The organism is Shimazuella sp. NTD247 (assembly GCF_059510415.1).
This window is the reverse complement of record NZ_JCAJZU010000006.1, coordinates 101,945-117,417: the sequence shown is the minus strand read 5'-3', so window position 1 is coordinate 117,417 and position 15,473 is coordinate 101,945. Positions and strand designations below refer to the sequence as shown.

General features: G+C 36.9%; 15 protein-coding genes. 5 read left to right on the top strand and 10 right to left on the bottom strand.

Translation table 11 applies throughout. From position 1 onward, the window contains the following. Positions 1-76: 76 nt before the first annotated feature. Both AC5WOC_RS15650 and AC5WOC_RS15645 read right to left on the bottom strand, forming a co-directional pair. Positions 77-880, bottom strand: a complete 804-nt coding sequence (locus AC5WOC_RS15650; RefSeq protein ID WP_496056351.1) for an HAD family hydrolase — start codon at positions 878-880, stop codon at positions 77-79. Between the two features lie 240 nt (positions 881-1,120). Further along, a complete protein-coding gene (locus tag AC5WOC_RS15645; RefSeq protein WP_496056350.1) occupies positions 1,121-2,002 on the bottom strand; it encodes a LysR family transcriptional regulator in 882 nt (293 codons plus the stop codon). Between the two features lie 115 nt (positions 2,003-2,117). Between AC5WOC_RS15645 and AC5WOC_RS15640 the strand changes: the two genes are divergently transcribed. Beyond that, entirely contained in the window at positions 2,118-3,032 is a 915-nt protein-coding gene (locus AC5WOC_RS15640; protein WP_496056349.1) for a PhzF family phenazine biosynthesis protein, read from the top strand. 181 nt (positions 3,033-3,213) lie between these two features. Continuing rightward, positions 3,214-3,759, top strand: a complete 546-nt coding sequence (locus AC5WOC_RS15635) for a DUF1697 domain-containing protein (RefSeq protein ID WP_496056348.1) — start codon at positions 3,214-3,216, stop codon at positions 3,757-3,759. Positions 3,760-3,870: 111 nt separating this feature from the next. On the opposite strand, the gene AC5WOC_RS15630 is transcribed toward AC5WOC_RS15635, so the two are convergent. Both AC5WOC_RS15630 and AC5WOC_RS15625 read right to left on the bottom strand, forming a co-directional pair. Continuing rightward, a complete protein-coding gene (locus tag AC5WOC_RS15630) occupies positions 3,871-4,560 on the bottom strand; it encodes a DUF6022 family protein (protein ID WP_496056347.1) in 690 nt (229 codons plus the stop codon). A 27-nt stretch (positions 4,561-4,587) separates the two neighbouring features. Continuing rightward, positions 4,588-5,385, bottom strand: coding sequence for an N-acyl homoserine lactonase family protein (locus AC5WOC_RS15625; protein ID WP_496056346.1), 798 nt, complete (start codon positions 5,383-5,385; stop codon positions 4,588-4,590). A 112-nt stretch (positions 5,386-5,497) separates the two neighbouring features. Between AC5WOC_RS15625 and AC5WOC_RS15620 the strand changes: the two genes are divergently transcribed. Then, positions 5,498-6,205, top strand: a complete 708-nt coding sequence (locus tag AC5WOC_RS15620; RefSeq protein WP_496056345.1) for a TetR/AcrR family transcriptional regulator — start codon at positions 5,498-5,500, stop codon at positions 6,203-6,205. Positions 6,206-6,299: 94 nt separating this feature from the next. On the opposite strand, the gene AC5WOC_RS15615 is transcribed toward AC5WOC_RS15620, so the two are convergent. Together AC5WOC_RS15615 and AC5WOC_RS15610 are read right to left on the bottom strand one after the other, a co-directional pair. After that, entirely contained in the window at positions 6,300-6,827 is a 528-nt protein-coding gene (locus AC5WOC_RS15615) for an NAD(P)H-dependent oxidoreductase (protein ID WP_496056344.1), read from the bottom strand. Continuing rightward, positions 6,824-7,735: a DMT family transporter gene (locus tag AC5WOC_RS15610; RefSeq protein ID WP_496056343.1), complete on the bottom strand. Its 912-nt coding sequence runs from the start codon at positions 7,733-7,735 to the stop codon at positions 6,824-6,826. The genes AC5WOC_RS15615 and AC5WOC_RS15610 overlap by 4 nt, the downstream gene beginning before the upstream one ends. A gap of 111 nt (positions 7,736-7,846) precedes the next feature. On the opposite strand from AC5WOC_RS15610, the gene AC5WOC_RS15605 reads away from it, so the two are divergent. Beyond that, complete coding sequence (locus AC5WOC_RS15605) at positions 7,847-8,740, top strand: LysR family transcriptional regulator (protein WP_496056342.1); 894 nt, start codon at positions 7,847-7,849, stop codon at positions 8,738-8,740. 58 nt (positions 8,741-8,798) lie between these two features. Here AC5WOC_RS15605 and AC5WOC_RS15600 read toward each other — a convergent pair whose 3' ends face one another. The 3 genes from AC5WOC_RS15600 to bshA form a co-directional block, all read right to left on the bottom strand. Continuing rightward, on the bottom strand, positions 8,799-10,112 hold the full coding sequence (locus AC5WOC_RS15600; protein ID WP_496056341.1) for a TrkH family potassium uptake protein: 1,314 nt from the start codon (positions 10,110-10,112) through the stop codon (positions 8,799-8,801). A gap of 2 nt (positions 10,113-10,114) precedes the next feature. After that, entirely contained in the window at positions 10,115-10,774 is a 660-nt protein-coding gene (locus tag AC5WOC_RS15595) for a potassium channel family protein (protein ID WP_496056340.1), read from the bottom strand. Positions 10,775-11,242: 468 nt separating this feature from the next. After that, on the bottom strand, positions 11,243-12,370 hold the full coding sequence (gene bshA, locus AC5WOC_RS15590) for an N-acetyl-alpha-D-glucosaminyl L-malate synthase BshA (protein ID WP_496056339.1): 1,128 nt from the start codon (positions 12,368-12,370) through the stop codon (positions 11,243-11,245). Positions 12,371-13,324: 954 nt separating this feature from the next. On the opposite strand from bshA, the gene AC5WOC_RS15585 reads away from it, so the two are divergent. Then, positions 13,325-14,155 (top strand): undecaprenyl-diphosphate phosphatase, encoded by an 831-nt coding sequence (locus tag AC5WOC_RS15585; protein WP_496056338.1) that lies wholly within the window; start codon positions 13,325-13,327, stop codon positions 14,153-14,155. 27 nt (positions 14,156-14,182) lie between these two features. Here the strand turns inward: AC5WOC_RS15585 and AC5WOC_RS15580 are convergent, their stop codons facing one another. Further along, positions 14,183-15,322 carry a conserved virulence factor C family protein gene (locus tag AC5WOC_RS15580; protein ID WP_496056337.1) on the bottom strand — a complete coding sequence of 380 codons (1,140 nt, stop codon included), beginning with the start codon at positions 15,320-15,322 and terminating at the stop codon, positions 14,183-14,185. Between the last annotated feature and the right edge of the window lie 151 nt (positions 15,323-15,473).

Sequence of the window (15,473 nt, the reverse complement as noted above, 5' to 3'; positions counted from 1 at the left end):
GGCGGCTTTTTTTGCGTCTAAAGTCAAAATATATTCTAGCAATGTGAAAATGGTGGATAACAAAACCTACATTGCTCTATAGTAAGTGCTTTTCTATAAAATAACATACTCCTTCTTGATCATTGGCAGGGACATTAAGATTTGCAAATCGTTTTACGAGTGGATGAGCATTAGCTACCGATGCAGATAATCCAGCGATTTTTAGCATCGAGATATCGTTACAATGATTCCCGATGGCAGCAGTCTGCCAGATTGGAGTTCTGAGGATTTGATTAAGTGAAAGCAAAGCATTTCCTTTGGAGATACCTTTTGGCACAACATCATAATGATATTCATGTGATTGTGTAAAATCACACATTGTTCTCAGTGAGTGGCTTTCTGATATCACATGAAGTATTTGTATATTATTTGAAGATCCGATTAATTGTACTTTTATAATATCTTCTTTTACTTGAGATAGAGAGTGAATAGGTAAAGGAGTAATCCCTAATTGTGACAACTCGATCGCTTTTTGCGGACTTAGCCGAAAGGAATAGATTTGTGTAGTACTAAATAACAATAAATCAATAGGGGGATTCACGTTTTGAACAGTAGCAAGTAGCATTTCTACTGTATGATTCGTCAAAGTTTTAAGCACTTGTATTTCATTATCATATGGAAAGTAAAGCATGGCACCATTACATAAAATAACAGGCAAGCTGATTTGCAGCTCATTTAAAATACCATAGCTTTCTATGAGGCTTCTACCGGTTGCAATTGTAAACATCCCTCCTTCTTTTTGGTATAGCTTGATAGCTTGTTTCGTACGTCCGGTAATTTGACCCTCGCTTGTAAGAAGTGTTCCATCAAGATCCGAAACCAGAAGCGAATAGTTTATCATATTATAAACCTCCAATCTTTGATGTTTTAAGTTAAGATTTGTATAAAGGGAATTTCGTACTGATACGAATATCACATTTGTTTCTTATTCATTGTAATTGCTTTTTATGAATGGATAATGATGAAAGTAAGATGTTTGTATAAAGATTTTATAAATAATTTATTAGGGGTTACTGGTTTCGTTTTCATAAAAAATGCCATCACTAGTGATGGCATTTTTTATGAAAACGTTGCAATGAAACTAACTCGAAACGTTAAAGGTTCTTGATTTCATTTTGGCATTTTGAATAAAAGCTTTTACAGCGGGAGATGCGTTTTTTAAGGATCGAACAGCTAATCCGATTGGACGTTGTACGGATGGTATTAGCGGGATTGCACATAATTCTGTTAAAGGGTTTGATAAGGTCATTTCTGGTAAGATGGTAATTCCTAAACCTTCTTTAACCATGGAAATAATAGTATTGTTATCCAATATTTCATATTGTGTATTTGGAGTTATTTTACTTGAGTGAAAGAAGGCTTTTACCTGTGCATCACATCCTGCTTTTGGCATAATGAAAGGGTCGCTGCACAGCTTTTCTGCCTGAAGTTTTGTTTCTTTCGTCAGAGAGTGGTCTGCTGGCAAGAGAGCCACCAAGTGATCAGTTACAAGAGGAATGGTTTCAAAATCTTTATTTGGTAGAATAACAAATCCAATATCAACAATACCTGTGGTTATCCATGAATGAATAGTATCATAGCCTCCTTCCTGTATTTCCACTTTGATATTTGGATACTCGTAACGGAACGAGCTAATCAGTTGAGGGAGTAGATTTGCTGAAACACTAGGGAAACAACCGATTTTTACAGTGCCGGTTTTCAAACCGTTAAGTGCTGCTACCTCCTGTTCCATGTGTTCTATTTGGCTAAGTATTTCTCGTATATGAGGCAACAATCGTTTTCCATTATCGGTCAAAGAGATTCCATTACGGCTCCTTATCAGCAAAGAAAGTCCCAAATCCGCCTCTAAACCTGCAATGGTATGGCTTATTCCAGACTGTGTTAAGTTAAGAGATTCGGCAGCACGGGTAAAGCTTTTCAATTCAACGACTTTTAAAAATATCTCTAACTGCAAAAGTGTCATCGACTCACTCCATACATGAAGTAAAACTCATACTTCGTATCAATAAGATTCATTTTACTAATTGTTTATCATTTTGTAAACTGAGTTTAACAACAAGAAAAGGATGAAGGAAAATATGAAAAATATTTCGGTATATCATGTAGATGCTTTTACCAACGTCGCCTTCGGAGGAAATCCAGCAGGAGTTGTACCTGAAGCAAATGGATTGACAGAACAACAAATGAAAAACATTGCTAAGGAGCTTAACCTATCTGAGACAGCATTTCTCATTCCAAGTGATCAGTCAGGAGTCGATTTTCGCGTTCGTTACTTTACTCCAGCAGATGAAATTGACTTTTGTGGTCATGCTACTGTGGGTCTTTCTTGGGTGTTAGCGATGAAGTACGGATGGAAGGATAAAGCCAACAAGATCGTATTAGAAACCAATATAGGAATTGTTCCTGTAGAATTGTCCAAAGAAGAGGGAAAACTAACTTCGGTTACGATGACACAAGTTTCTCCTAAAGTACAAGATGTCCATATGGATCCGGATAAAATCGCAAAGATTGCTGGGATTGCACCTGAAGCTCTCGATCAACGTTTTCCAATAAAATTAGCATACACAGGAAACTGGCATCTACTTGTACCTGTTAATACTCAAAAGGATATTGATAGCGCTGTGCCGCAAATGGACGAATTGAAAAAGTTGAATTTGTCACAAAAGGCAAGCACTACACATCTGTTTACTTTTCATACGACTGAACAAGGATACGATCTGTACACCCGTGATTTTGCTCCGGCAGTTGGAATTCCAGAAGATCCTGTGACTGGTGCCGCGAATGGGGCATTTGCTGGATATCTATTAATGGAAGAGATTCTCTCATACGAGGATATGCAACAACTTAAAATCGCCCAAGGGCATGCTATTGGACGCCCTGGAACTTTAATGGTAAAAGTTACGGAAGGAAAGAATGATTTGGAACCTGTGATTCAAGTAGGAGGCACAGCCGTTATAACGATAGAAGGGAACTTGCTTCTTCCCGCGAATTGATACATGTACAATCGTTATTTTCTTTCAAAGATTACTGTGCTGTTTGCGTAACGCAAAAAATCCCCTTCCAATTGGATGGCGATTTTTTTTATCTAGATCCCTGATGACTATTTCAGAAAGATGTGTCAATATTGATTTGATAAAGTGTGTTTACATTCGAAATAACAGTTGGTGATAAATAATGGTATATGTTGCTCTTCTTCGAGGGATTAATGTAGGTGGTAATAATAAAGTAGATATGAAGTTGCTAAAGAAAGCGTTCGAAGAAGTTGGGATGAATTCTGTAGTAACCTATATCAATTCAGGTAATGTCATTTTTACAGTGGAAAATCTGGAAAAGATACAGATAACAGAAATCTTAGAAACTGCGATCTACACCCATTTTGGTCTATCTATCAAAGTATTAGTTCGTAATCTAGAAGATATGGAAACTGTAATTCAAGCACTTCCAGATACTTGGACGAATGACCAGCAAATGCGCAGTGATGTGTTATTTTTGTGGGATGATGTAGCTAAGGAGAATTTGCTGGCAGATCTGCCTGCCAAACCAGAAATTGATACAATTATATATGCCCCTGGAGCTGTTTTATGGTCAATCGCTAAAAAAAATGCCACCAAAAGCGGGATGAGTAAACTGATTGGAACCAAATTATATAAACGTATGACAGCTAGAAATGTAAATACAACGCGAAAAATATACGATTTGATGTTAAAAGTGAGCGTTTGATATTGAATTTTGCAATAAATGAAAGAACTATGCCTGCGATAACTCTAAGCAAAGCAAAAATAAAAAACAAAGACTGAGTGAAAATTGTGGGGAAAGTAATATTCCCCATTGTTATTTAGTAGGGCGTTTAAAAAACGCGACCAGTTTCCCTTGAGTGGGAGTAATGGATACAAGTTCCCAGCCATTGCGCCCCCAACTGGCAAGGGCATAATCCACTGCGCTGCCAAATATTTGACCGCGATAGGGCTTTAAATATTCATCGATGCTGACATCAACACTATATTCCCATCGTTGAATCGTTTCATCCGAAGTATTTTGATAACCTTCGCTGGTCCAATCGTGTATGCGTGTCGGAGCGTGAGACAATTTATCCAAAATTTCATTTCGTTCTGTTACTTCTAACAAAAATAAATGTGGAGCTTTTGGAAGATGAAATTGGGTATGAGAATGATAAAACTGTAAAACGAATGTGCCTATGGGGATATCATCTTGTTTGATTACATACCACATACATCTTTCACGTTCTTCGGGTGGACCCCAGTTTTCTATTGAGTCTTCCATGATAAAACCTTTTTTTACACAAAAATCAGCATCTAAAATCTGATTCTGTATTGGTATCATGAGTTTTTGTATATACATCCCGTAAGCGCGATCTCCATATTTTCTAAAAACCTGCTGTAATTCCTCATAATTTTCCTCTAAAATGGTTTGCCAAGTTTCTGTTACATAGTTTTTTGCAAATTTCACAATAGTATTTATGCTGTTTGATTCTCCTAAGAGAAGTTGTTTTAAAGTTTGCATGTTAATCTTTACTTCCTTTTTGTTAGTTTAATAAGTTCCAAATTCTGCAGAAGGATCATGATTGGCAATTACTGCGACACAATCTTCTCTTTTTGAAAAGTCTCTAATCCATTGCAAAGATTGCAACGCTTGTTGATCGTCAGAAGTATTTCCTGGTAACAAAAGGCCGTTCCAAGATTTTTCCGAATATCCTGCGTCTGAAGCAAGAAGGAGCCATCCGTTTTGAACTCGGGCTAGTATGGAAATATGACCAGCAGTGTGCCCAGGTGTAAAAACAAGATAGACTAGTCCATCGCCAAATAAATCTTTTCCGAGTTTCTGTGGACCAAATGGTATAACATCAAATGAATAATGGTTCCAGTCGATCTTCTTACATCGGGCTTTTTGATATGGTTTTGCAGTTTCCCACTCGGTTTCGCTTACGAGAAAAGATTTCGCATCAGCAAGAAGATGAATACCGCTTATATGATCGATATCCAAATGTGAAATGATGACATAATCGATTATATCTGCCGTTATATTTCTTTTCTCTAATTGTTCTTTTATTGATTGGCCGGATGGTAATCGTGGATGACAAAATTTATAAGCATAACCCAAGTGAGCTTCTGGTTGAATGCGTACTTCTTCGCTCCAAGCAGCATCAATTACGACTTTGCCTTTTGGGTGTTCGATTAAATAACAACTTACTGGTAACCATAGTTGATACTCTTCCGGTCTTTGATTAACTGGCGGTATCTCCATAAGATGATCGTCTTTATAAGCTAAACGGCTATCAACCTTCACATCTCCACAGTGCATTACATGTACTTTCACTGCATTGTTCAATAAGTTCACCTCGAAATTAATTATGTTAAAGTAATTTAACGATGTTAAAATTATTTTATAATGTTATAATAAATGTATCAAATTTTTTTGTCAATAGGGGGATCTGAAAATAATGAATAAAGGTATTCATAAGGAATCGAAAAGAATTTTTGATTTGTATGAGGGAGAATTGATCCATATCCCGCTTGATCGAAATCGAATTGCACAAACAGCATTAAACTTACTGCATGAAATAAACGTAAAAGAATTAAGTATGCGCAAAATTGCTGATGCTTTGAATGTAAAAGCAGCTGCGTTATACTATCACGTAAAAAACAAAGAAGAGTTACTCCAATTGTTGGCTGATAAAATCTGCAAAGATATTGGAATGGATTGGATCGACGAAACGTTGACATGGAAAGAACAACTTGTAAAATGGGCAAACTTTTTTCGAGATACATTGCATGCATATCAAGATGCAGTAGAAATTTTTCATGCAACCATTGCTAGAGGATATAGCCGGCTGCAACATATTGAAAGTTTATATCAAGTATTTCTCCAAGCTGGATTTCCAGATGAACAAGTTCCTTGGATGACGGCGATGTTAAAAAACTATGTGCTAAGTTTTGTTTCTGAAGAAGTTCGAATGATTAACTTTGCAAAACAAAAAGGTATGTCAAAGGAAGAATTAAGTGAGGAATATGTAGAAGCATACCATCAACTTCCAGCAGATCAGTTTCCCAATTTGATTCGATTAGCGCCGTATGCTACGAGTTCAAATTGGGGAGATGAATTTACATTTGGGCTTCAGGTGTTATTAGATGGGTTTGCTGTAAAGTGAAATAGTTGGGATGATAGATTTACTCGTTAATAATTGATAAAAACCAGAGCAGTCATTACTCTGGTTTTTTTGTAATCATTATTTTTTTGCCATATTAAAAAGAAGTGGTAGTGATGTGTTTTACATATTCAACAGCATTTTGTGCTAATTGTTGATCACTCACATGCGCAACACTATTGAGTACGAATGGAGGTAAATAATAAGCCCCTACTTTGTTTGCAATTGCTGCAAATGGACTTGTCAGTTCTTCAATTGTATGGCGGTTTGCTCCGGTTGGTTGGTAATCTTCTTTCGCTGCAAAAGTAGAAATGGCGATGCCTATCTCTTTTTCTTTTAATTTATCCCCACCAGATCCATAAGCCCATCCACGTTCAAGAACAACGTCGAACCATTTTTTTAATAAAGGGGGAGAGCTGTACCAATAGAATGGAAATTGCAGAATGATTCGATCATGTGACTCCAGACGATTTTGCTCTAGTGCAACATCAATGACTTCTTCTGGGTAAGTGGAGTACAATTCATGTGTGTTTATCATGGAATGTTTTCTTAATTCTTCCAACCATACTTTGTTGATTCGGGATTCTGTAATATGGGGATGAGATATTATGACCAATATATTCAATTGACTTCTCCTTTCTGTAATGGAATACTCACATTTTTCTTTCTGACACGATAAGCACCAAAAAATATACCTAAACAAATAAAGAAAGCCCCGATGATAATATTGGAAGTTAATTTTTCATCTAATTGGAGCCATCCAAAAAATAGACCAAGAATTGGGACAATCATTAATGTAATGGATGCAATAGAGGCTTCTATTTGACTTAATACCCAAAACCAAGCTACAAAAGTAAAGGCTGTGGAAAATATTCCATTAAAAAGTAATATGGTTACAGAAGTACCTGTCCAATGTGCTTCTGTGACTGGTTCTGCCAAGACAGATAGGATGAAAAGAAAAATAGATCCAATGAATAACTGCCACGATGTCATTTTAATAATGTCATAATTCGAAAATTTTATTTTGCTGAATATATTGGCACAACCCCAGCTAACTGCCGCAAAAAGAATCAAAATCTGCCCGATCAGTTGATGGTTCAATTGAAACTGCAACATTTGTGGACCAAGAACGAATAACAAACCAATTGTTCCAGTAAGCAGCCCAATAGATTTAAAAATAGTAATTCTTTTTTTTAACATAAAATGAGCCAAGATTGTTACGATGATCGGCATGGTATATACCAATACAGAAGTTTGCCCTGAACTGACGAATTGCATTCCATAAGTTACGAGACCAAAATATCCAATTGCCATTAAAACGCTCATTACTCCAATTGGGATCCAATCATTTTTTGCTGGTAACCAAGGTTTTTTTAGTACCCATTGAATAAGAAATAAAGAAACTGCCCCGATCAACATTCGGAGTGCGGAAAATAAAAAAGGCGGTACATATGTTAATCCAATTTTCATCGTGACCCATGTATAACCCCAGATCAATGTCACTAAACCAATTAAGATAATAACTCGTTTCATAAGTAATAGCTCCTTATAGATTTTATTTATCAATATCTTCATCAATATGGTATTATAATAATGTTAATAAATAAAATGAATCTTATTTATAAGGAGCATAACTAATTTATTATGACCATTACACAACTGACGGTATTTGCCAAAATAGCCGAGTATCTTAGTTTTACAAAAGCAGGTCAATCATTGAATATGACACAGCCTGCTGTCAGTCATGCAATATCTAGTTTGGAATCGGAGTTAGGAGTTACACTCATTATTCGAGATCGGAAAAATGGTATTATTCTCACAGAAGTTGGCAAACGCATACTTGTTCAAGTGAGAGAAATATTAAAAGGGTTTGAAAGGATTGAAGAAGAAGTAGCTTCAGAAAAAGGATTGGAAGTAGGAACGATTCGTATTGGTACTTTTCCTACTGCATCTGCCTATTTTTTACCTAAAATAATTTTTTCGATTCAACAAGAATATCCTAATTTAAAATTTGATTTATACGAGGGAACAATTAATCAAGTAAAAGAATGGTTAGCAAAGCGTGTGATAGATGTGGGAATTCTCACACCACCAATAAAAGATCTGGATACAATTCCCTTGTATCGAGACAAAATGGTTGTTATTTTACGAGAGGATCATTATTTAAATGGAAAAACTGCAATTCGTATACAGGACTTAGCAAATGAATCGATTATTATGTGTAAAGGAGGAAGTGAATTTCCTGTTGTGGACATGTTCAAAAAAGCGGATATAGATCTTCATGTTAAATTTATGACCCATAATGCGAACACACTTTTAAACATGGTACAAGAGGGATTAGGATTGGCAATAACGTCAGAGTTGTCATTGGCCAGTAGTTTACCAGCAAAAGTACAAGTTCGTGAATTTGATCCACAAAATTGGAGAGAGCTTCATTTGGCTGTTCCAGTATTAGGTTCCTGTTCTCTTGCTGTGAAACTGTTTTTAGAGACAGCACAGAAGCTTTTTATTAACAAAGATGATTTGCAAACGGGTTGAACCCAGTAATAAAACCCCCACTTGCGGAATATCTGAGCCGTGTGGGGGTTTTATATATTTAACCAATTAGTACATCTTCTTTTGGATAGTTGAAGTTTCGTTCCTCTTGATTGGATAGCGCAAACAGTGCTGCCAATGGACCAATCTTACCAATAAACATCATGATTCCAACAATCAACACTCCCCATGAAGTAAGGTTGGAAGTTAAGTTTACAGATAGGCCCACTGTTCCAAAAGCAGACATGATCTCAAATAAACAGACAAGAAAAGGTTCTGATTGAACAATCGACAGGAAAAATACTCCTATCGACACAAATGTCAAAGAGATAAAAAAGATGGATAAACATTTAATGATGGAAGAAGAATCAATGGTTCGACGAAAAAGATGGATGTGTTTTTTTCCTTGTAAAAAAGCTGCTACTGCAAATATTGTAACGATAAAGGTAGTGACTTTGATTCCTCCTCCAGTCGAAGTACTTCCAGCACCAACAAACATCAATAGACACATCATAAATAGCGTAGATTCTTGAAGGTTTCCTATCTCAACAGTATTAAACCCTCCAGAACGCAAAGAAACCGATTGGAAATAAGACGTCCATAATTTGTCTGTAAGTGTAAAGGAATGAAATGTTTTGGTACTATGTATTTCCAAAAGGAAAAAAGTAACCATTCCAAAGATGATGAATGCAAGCGTTCCCGTAATCATCACTTTGGAGTGGAGGGTTAAGTTTTTAAAGTTGCGCTTTTTCCAAATATCAAAACAAACGGTAAATCCTAGACCGCCAATGATAATAAGCAAGGTAGTAACGATATTTAATACAGGATCGTTGTAATGGCGGATTAAGCTGTCTGGCCACAGTGCAAATCCAGCATTATTAAAAGATGAGATGCTGTGAAAAATAGAAAGATACAATGCATGTCCTGTTGCCAGTTCGGGCCGCCAATGGAAAAATAATATGATCGCTCCCAATATTTCTACGATAAGCATATAGTACAATATATTTTTTACCAAAGCAGTGATGTTTCCAATGGTCACTTGGTTTAGTGAGAAATTGAGTACTAGTTTATCCTTTAAAGAAAGCTTCCTGCCAAGAAAGATAAAGAGCAGCACAGCTGAAGCCATGATTCCTACACCGCCGATTTGTACCAAAATCAATAAGATGACTTGTCCAAACATCGTAAAAGTTGTACCAACATCAACGGTGACTAGACCAGTACAGGTAAGTGCAGATGTTGCCATAAACCAAGCATCCAACCAATCAATCGGTTTTTTGGAAGCAAAAGGTATTTTTAATAGAATGGTACCAGCGATAACCATGATGCATGCGACTAATATTAGAATTTGAGAAGCATTTAGACGTTTGTAACTCACGCTTAAACTCCCTCTTCTTCAAATCGTTTAATTGCTGTTTTACGGCCAATTACAACCAATACATCACCTTTGAGAATTAATTCGTTTGGAATAAGGGAAATTTTAACTACTCCATCTCGTTTGATCGCAATAATATTGCAGCCAAAACGCCTTCTTGTATCCAGGTCTTCTAATGTATTATTGTAAATTTTTGGAGATGCAATGATTTCTACAATACTATGTTCGTTGGAAAGCTCGATATAGTCAATAATGCTTTGTGAGCTTATGTAATTTGCTATTTTCATTGCTATATCTCTTTCTGGATGAATGACGCGGTCTGCTCCGATTTTTGTTAATACTTTTTGGTGATTGTCGCTCGAAGCTTTGGCCCATACTTTTTTAACGCCCATTTCTTTCAATAATAAGGTCAGTAAAACACTTCCTTCGATATTATCACCAAAAGAAACAAATACATGATCAAAGCTGGTGATATCGAGCATCTGTAGTGTAGTCTCATCTAGGTTGGGTACTTGAACTGCCTGAATGGCATGTTTTGCATATTCATCGACTTTTTTTTGATCAATATCTACTGCGAGTACTTCAACGCCATTTTGATGAAGTGCTTTTACCAAACTTCCGCCAAAACGCCCTAAACCAAAGACGGCAAACTGTGTATTTTTCATTGTTTGATAACTCCTGTGTAAAAAATGATTTAATAAGATAATACTATGTTGTGTAAAAATGTGTAGGAAAAAAGTATTTATTTATAATTGCGAGTAAGAAAACCTACGCTTTGAATCATGGGATGAAAACGAGCGTTGAACAGAAGGGGATTCATCTCTCTCATCATAAGTTTAACACTTTTTTTAGTACAAACTACATTCTGCTAGTTTACTGTCTTTACTTACAATTGGTGGATAGTCTAAGATGTGAGAACAAAGCAGGTGAGGACTATCTCGCAGAGTAATGGAACCGTGGGGATCATGGGATTAGCTTGGTAATGAAGGGATCAGGAGACTACTGTCCCAAGAATCCCACGTCTTTAGCTGTATGGCGTGTCAAAATATCCGATTGTTAATGTTTTTGGTCATAATATTGACGGTCTGAGAATAATCCCAGACCGTTGTATCATAAGGAAGCTTGTTATTTGGTTACTTGGTTTTCATCATTTTCTGGTAAAATCCTTCATATTCTTCTGCAATTTTGTCTGGTGAGAACAATGCTTTGACTCGTCTGTCTCCATAAAAAACAAATTTCTGATACATTTGCAAATCTGACAACAATAGGATTGCATATTCAGCCATCTTTTCTACATCCCCAATACTACAGAGAAAACCTGTTTCTCCATGCGAAACAGCTTCGGGAATGCCATCAACATAGGAGCCTACAGTAGGTGTTCCACAAGCCATTGCTTCAATTGCTACCAACCCGAAACTTTCTTTTTCAGAGGGAAGTAGCAACAAATCGGCTATGGATAGAATACTGGATACATCCTGTATTTTTCCGAGGAAGGATACACGATCTTCTATCCCATAATGATTAATTTTGTTTTTTATCAAACTAATCTCAGGGCCATCACCAACAAGCAGCAGTTTTGCAGGAAGTTTTTTCTGTACGAGATTAAAGATGTCTATGACATCACTTGTTCGTTTAATCGGACGGTAATTCGATATATGTACTAGAATTTTTTCGTAAGGGTATGCATATTTAGCTCGAAGGTAAGGTGCTTTGTTTGGATAATATTTTTTTGTATCTACAAAATTGTAGATACGTGTAATATCTATGTCTGAATTATCCATAAGTTCATGTGTTTGGGTTTTTAGGCTGTCCGAAACAACCGATACCCCATTGCTTTTGGTAACGGCATAACAAATTATTTCTTGCAGATGCTGATCTTTTGCTAGAACAGTAACTTCTGTTCCATGCAAAGTTGTTGCTACTAGTAGGTTGCCGCCTATGATTTGTTGTACGTTTAGAGCTGCCAGCGTATGAGGAACAGCATAATGTGCATGCAATATATCTATTTGATTTGTTTTACAAACTTCTACTATTTTGCCGATCAGTGCATGGTCGTAAATGGGGTATTGAAATAGTGGATAGTTATTCACCTGTACTTGGTGAAAAGTAAAGTTTGGATGCACAAAATTTTCAAGCCGAAATGGTAGATCATGTGTGATAATATGTAGCTCATGTCCGCGTTGGACAAGTAGTTTTGCGAGCTCACTAGCGACAACCCCAGACCCGCCATGAGATGGATGGCACACAATCCCGATTTTCATGAGTCTTCTTTCTACTAGTTGTTGTTACTTTTTAAGTGTAAATGAATAGGATGGAAATGTAAGCATTTATTTGATTAATATACAAAATATTAACAGAAGTCATGAAATAACTTGTTTGATGTGTTGATATTTATTGGCTATGATTTGTGGCGCACCTATGACATTTGATATTCAATGGTATAGGTTGATCCGTTTGTATTGTACTATAGGTAAAGGAACAAACAAAAGTAATAAACTTTTATTCGTTTTACGAAGTTTTGTAAGCGTTTTTGTGGGCTGTAGCGTTTTACAAACTTGATATTATAGTCTTGCGAGTGAGAAAACCCACGGTTTGAATCGTGGGATGTTAGCGAGCATCACTACAACGGGAGCACAAGTTTCGCCAATCCACTAAAGTGGCAAGTCTCACTTTGTAGATGAGAGAGGTTTCTACCTCTTGTAAATCTGACAAATTTTTCAAAAAACACTTTTCAAACATACATTCTGTTGTTAGACTATCGACAGTTGCTCTTTGAAAAGTGGATAGTATATAGGGTTGTGCAAACCAATCGTTTTGCACGTAAAATGCTATGCGTACCGAAAATGGCTAGACTGAAATGCGAAAACCAAGCAGTAAGTCTTTGCTATGACGTAGCAACAAAAACTCTGTTCAACCGTGGGGCTCACGGAGTTAGCTTGGTAATGAAGTAGTCAGAAGTCTACCGTCCCAAGAATCCCATGGCTTCAGCCATGTGGAGTGTCAAGTTGTTATGTTGTTGATAGAAGGAAGTAAGTCTGGTAGAGAAAAGGATATTTAAAGAGATTTTCGAATTTATTTCATAGATAGATACAATGTTTATAGGTGCTTAGCTTAAACTTTATATTTTCTTTAGCTTTCCTTTATTTTTGTTTATGTTTTTTCATACAAATTGTAGTGAAGAGAGAAGTATCGATACAAAGAGGTGTTTATGAGAAATGCATTTATGGGAGATGTTTGTTGGATTTATATTAGGGATGGTAGAAGGTTTGACGGAATTTGCCCCTGTTTCTTCTACTGGGCATATGATTGTCGTTGACGATTTGATTTTAAAGTCAAAAGATTTGTTTTCCCAAGAAGTTGCCAATACATTCAAAGTTGTCATTCAGTTAGGTTCGATTTTAGCAGTTGTAATTGTGTTTAAAGATCGGTTTATTAACCTACTGGGACTAACAAAAGCGGCAAGAGAATCAATAGATCAACGAAATCGATTAAAATTAACGCAAGTGATTGTCGGATTACTCCCTGCGGGAGTGCTTGGGTTCTTATTTGAAGATTACATCGATGAATATCTGTTCTCTGTACATACAGTTGTCATCGGTTTAGTGATTGGTGCTGTACTAATGCTGATCGCTGATTATTTCCGCCCCGCTTCTCCAAAAGCAGAAACGGTGGATCAAGTGACATATAAACAAGCTATATCGATCGGTTTATTCCAATGCTTATCACTATGGCCAGGTTTTTCTCGATCTGGATCTACCATTTCTGGAGGGGTATTGTTAGGACTCAGTCACCGAGCCGCCGCTGATTTCACCTTTATTATGGCTGTCCCTATCATGTTAGGTGCGAGTGGCATTTCTCTTTTAAAACATTGGCAATATTTTACCGCAAATGATCTACCCTTTTTCATTGTCGGTTTTATTACCGCTTTGTTGTTTGCTTTGATCTCCATTCGTTTTTTCCTAAAATTGATCAATAAAATCAAATTGGTGCCTTTTGCGATTTATCGAATTGTACTAGCTGCTGTGATATATTTTGTATTTTTGTAATAAAAAAAGCCCTTAAGGGCTTTTTTATTACGAGTTCGACTTCGAACGATACGATTGTGTCATTTGTTGCCAAACGGTTCCGCTCGCTTCTTCTCCTTGTGTAATACGTTGCAATGCGATTTGAGCCTGCATTTTCACTTCAAATTCTGGATCGGATGCAGCCTCTTGCAGTGCAGGGATTGCTTTCTCATTTCCGACTTCATATAAAAAGCGGGCTGCTCTCCAACGGACGAGTTTATTTTTATCACTAAGAGCCTCACTCATCACTTCTGTAGCATCTGGGTTCCCAATATCTGAGATCGTATCTCCCGCCGTACGACGTACGATTGCGGAGGAATCTTTCATCGCTTCATATAGATAAGGCAATGCGATTTCCCCGCCAATATACCCCAAGAAAACGACAGCTTGTCTACGAATCGTAGCAGAACTATCTTTTAATGCGGTTGCTAGAATATCGATATCGTTCGCTTCCGGTTCCCAAAGCATCAGCGCTGCATACCGTACTTCCCAATTTTCATCTTGAAAAGCTTCTTGTACTTCTTCTGCAGTTTTTTTCTGTTCTTGTAAATTCGGATCCGTTTTTGGAGAGAGAGCCTGCTTGACAAGACGTGTCAGCCGTCTGTCCGGATACATTGCTTCGTATTCTGCGTTTAACTGTTTTCCGATTTCTTCTGGTTCACCGTAACGTATCCCTTGATCCATCCATTTTCGTTCCAAGATAACATTCGAAGTTACACCTTGAATTTGCATGACAGCCTGCTGAAAGCGATCAGGTAATGCAAAGCGATTTTCGCTGTTATCATGAACGAGTTTGATCTGATATGGTATCCCCCTGAGTGTCTGGATAAATACTTGTACTTCACCAAAAGAATCAAATTTCTCTGCAAGAGATGAGTCTTTCTCTTGTTCAGTATCACCAAAAATTGCTCGTACTTCAGAGAGAAGCTTTTCCCAATCTGCTTTTGGATGGCGTTCGATTGAGAGAAAATCGAGTACTTGAAAGACCCCTACAACCCCCTCAATATTTAATATTCGTTTAATGTAGACAGGTGCGTAGTCTTTTGTATCTTTTGTATATTCATGTTTTGTCCCTGAGGGAAGTGTTTCATCTAGGTTACACTTCATCACATTTGGACTTGGAGTCGGTTCAATCGAAACAATTTTCATGGAAAGCCACTTCCTTGTTGGATACTTTTCATTTGTATTGTACCGTTTGTCCATAAAGATTGCCAAATGTCGCAGGGTAGAAATTTTTTCTACTATGGCAAGGGGGCAATTCCACTGATAAATGATGAATGTATAAATAATAAGCATATAT

Bases quoted from the DNA above. Each gene is read 5' to 3' on its own strand.
- AC5WOC_RS15650 (WP_496056351.1), bottom strand. From the start codon at position 880: ATGATAAACTATTCGCTTCTGGTTTCGGATCTTGATGGAACACTTCTT.
- AC5WOC_RS15645 (WP_496056350.1), bottom strand. From the start codon at position 2,002: ATGACACTTTTGCAGTTAGAGATATTTTTAAAAGTCGTTGAATTGAAA.
- AC5WOC_RS15640 (WP_496056349.1), top strand. From the start codon at position 2,118: ATGAAAAATATTTCGGTATATCATGTAGATGCTTTTACCAACGTCGCC.
- AC5WOC_RS15635 (WP_496056348.1), top strand. From the start codon at position 3,214: ATGGTATATGTTGCTCTTCTTCGAGGGATTAATGTAGGTGGTAATAAT.
- AC5WOC_RS15630 (WP_496056347.1), bottom strand. From the start codon at position 4,560: ATGCAAACTTTAAAACAACTTCTCTTAGGAGAATCAAACAGCATAAAT.
- AC5WOC_RS15620 (WP_496056345.1), top strand. From the start codon at position 5,498: ATGAATAAAGGTATTCATAAGGAATCGAAAAGAATTTTTGATTTGTAT.
- AC5WOC_RS15610 (WP_496056343.1), bottom strand. From the start codon at position 7,735: ATGAAACGAGTTATTATCTTAATTGGTTTAGTGACATTGATCTGGGGT.
- AC5WOC_RS15605 (WP_496056342.1), top strand. From the start codon at position 7,847: ATGACCATTACACAACTGACGGTATTTGCCAAAATAGCCGAGTATCTT.
- AC5WOC_RS15595 (WP_496056340.1), bottom strand. From the start codon at position 10,774: ATGAAAAATACACAGTTTGCCGTCTTTGGTTTAGGGCGTTTTGGCGGA.
- bshA (WP_496056339.1), bottom strand. From the start codon at position 12,370: ATGAAAATCGGGATTGTGTGCCATCCATCTCATGGCGGGTCTGGGGTT.
- AC5WOC_RS15585 (WP_496056338.1), top strand. From the start codon at position 13,325: ATGCATTTATGGGAGATGTTTGTTGGATTTATATTAGGGATGGTAGAA.
- AC5WOC_RS15580 (WP_496056337.1), bottom strand. From the start codon at position 15,322: ATGAAAATTGTTTCGATTGAACCGACTCCAAGTCCAAATGTGATGAAG.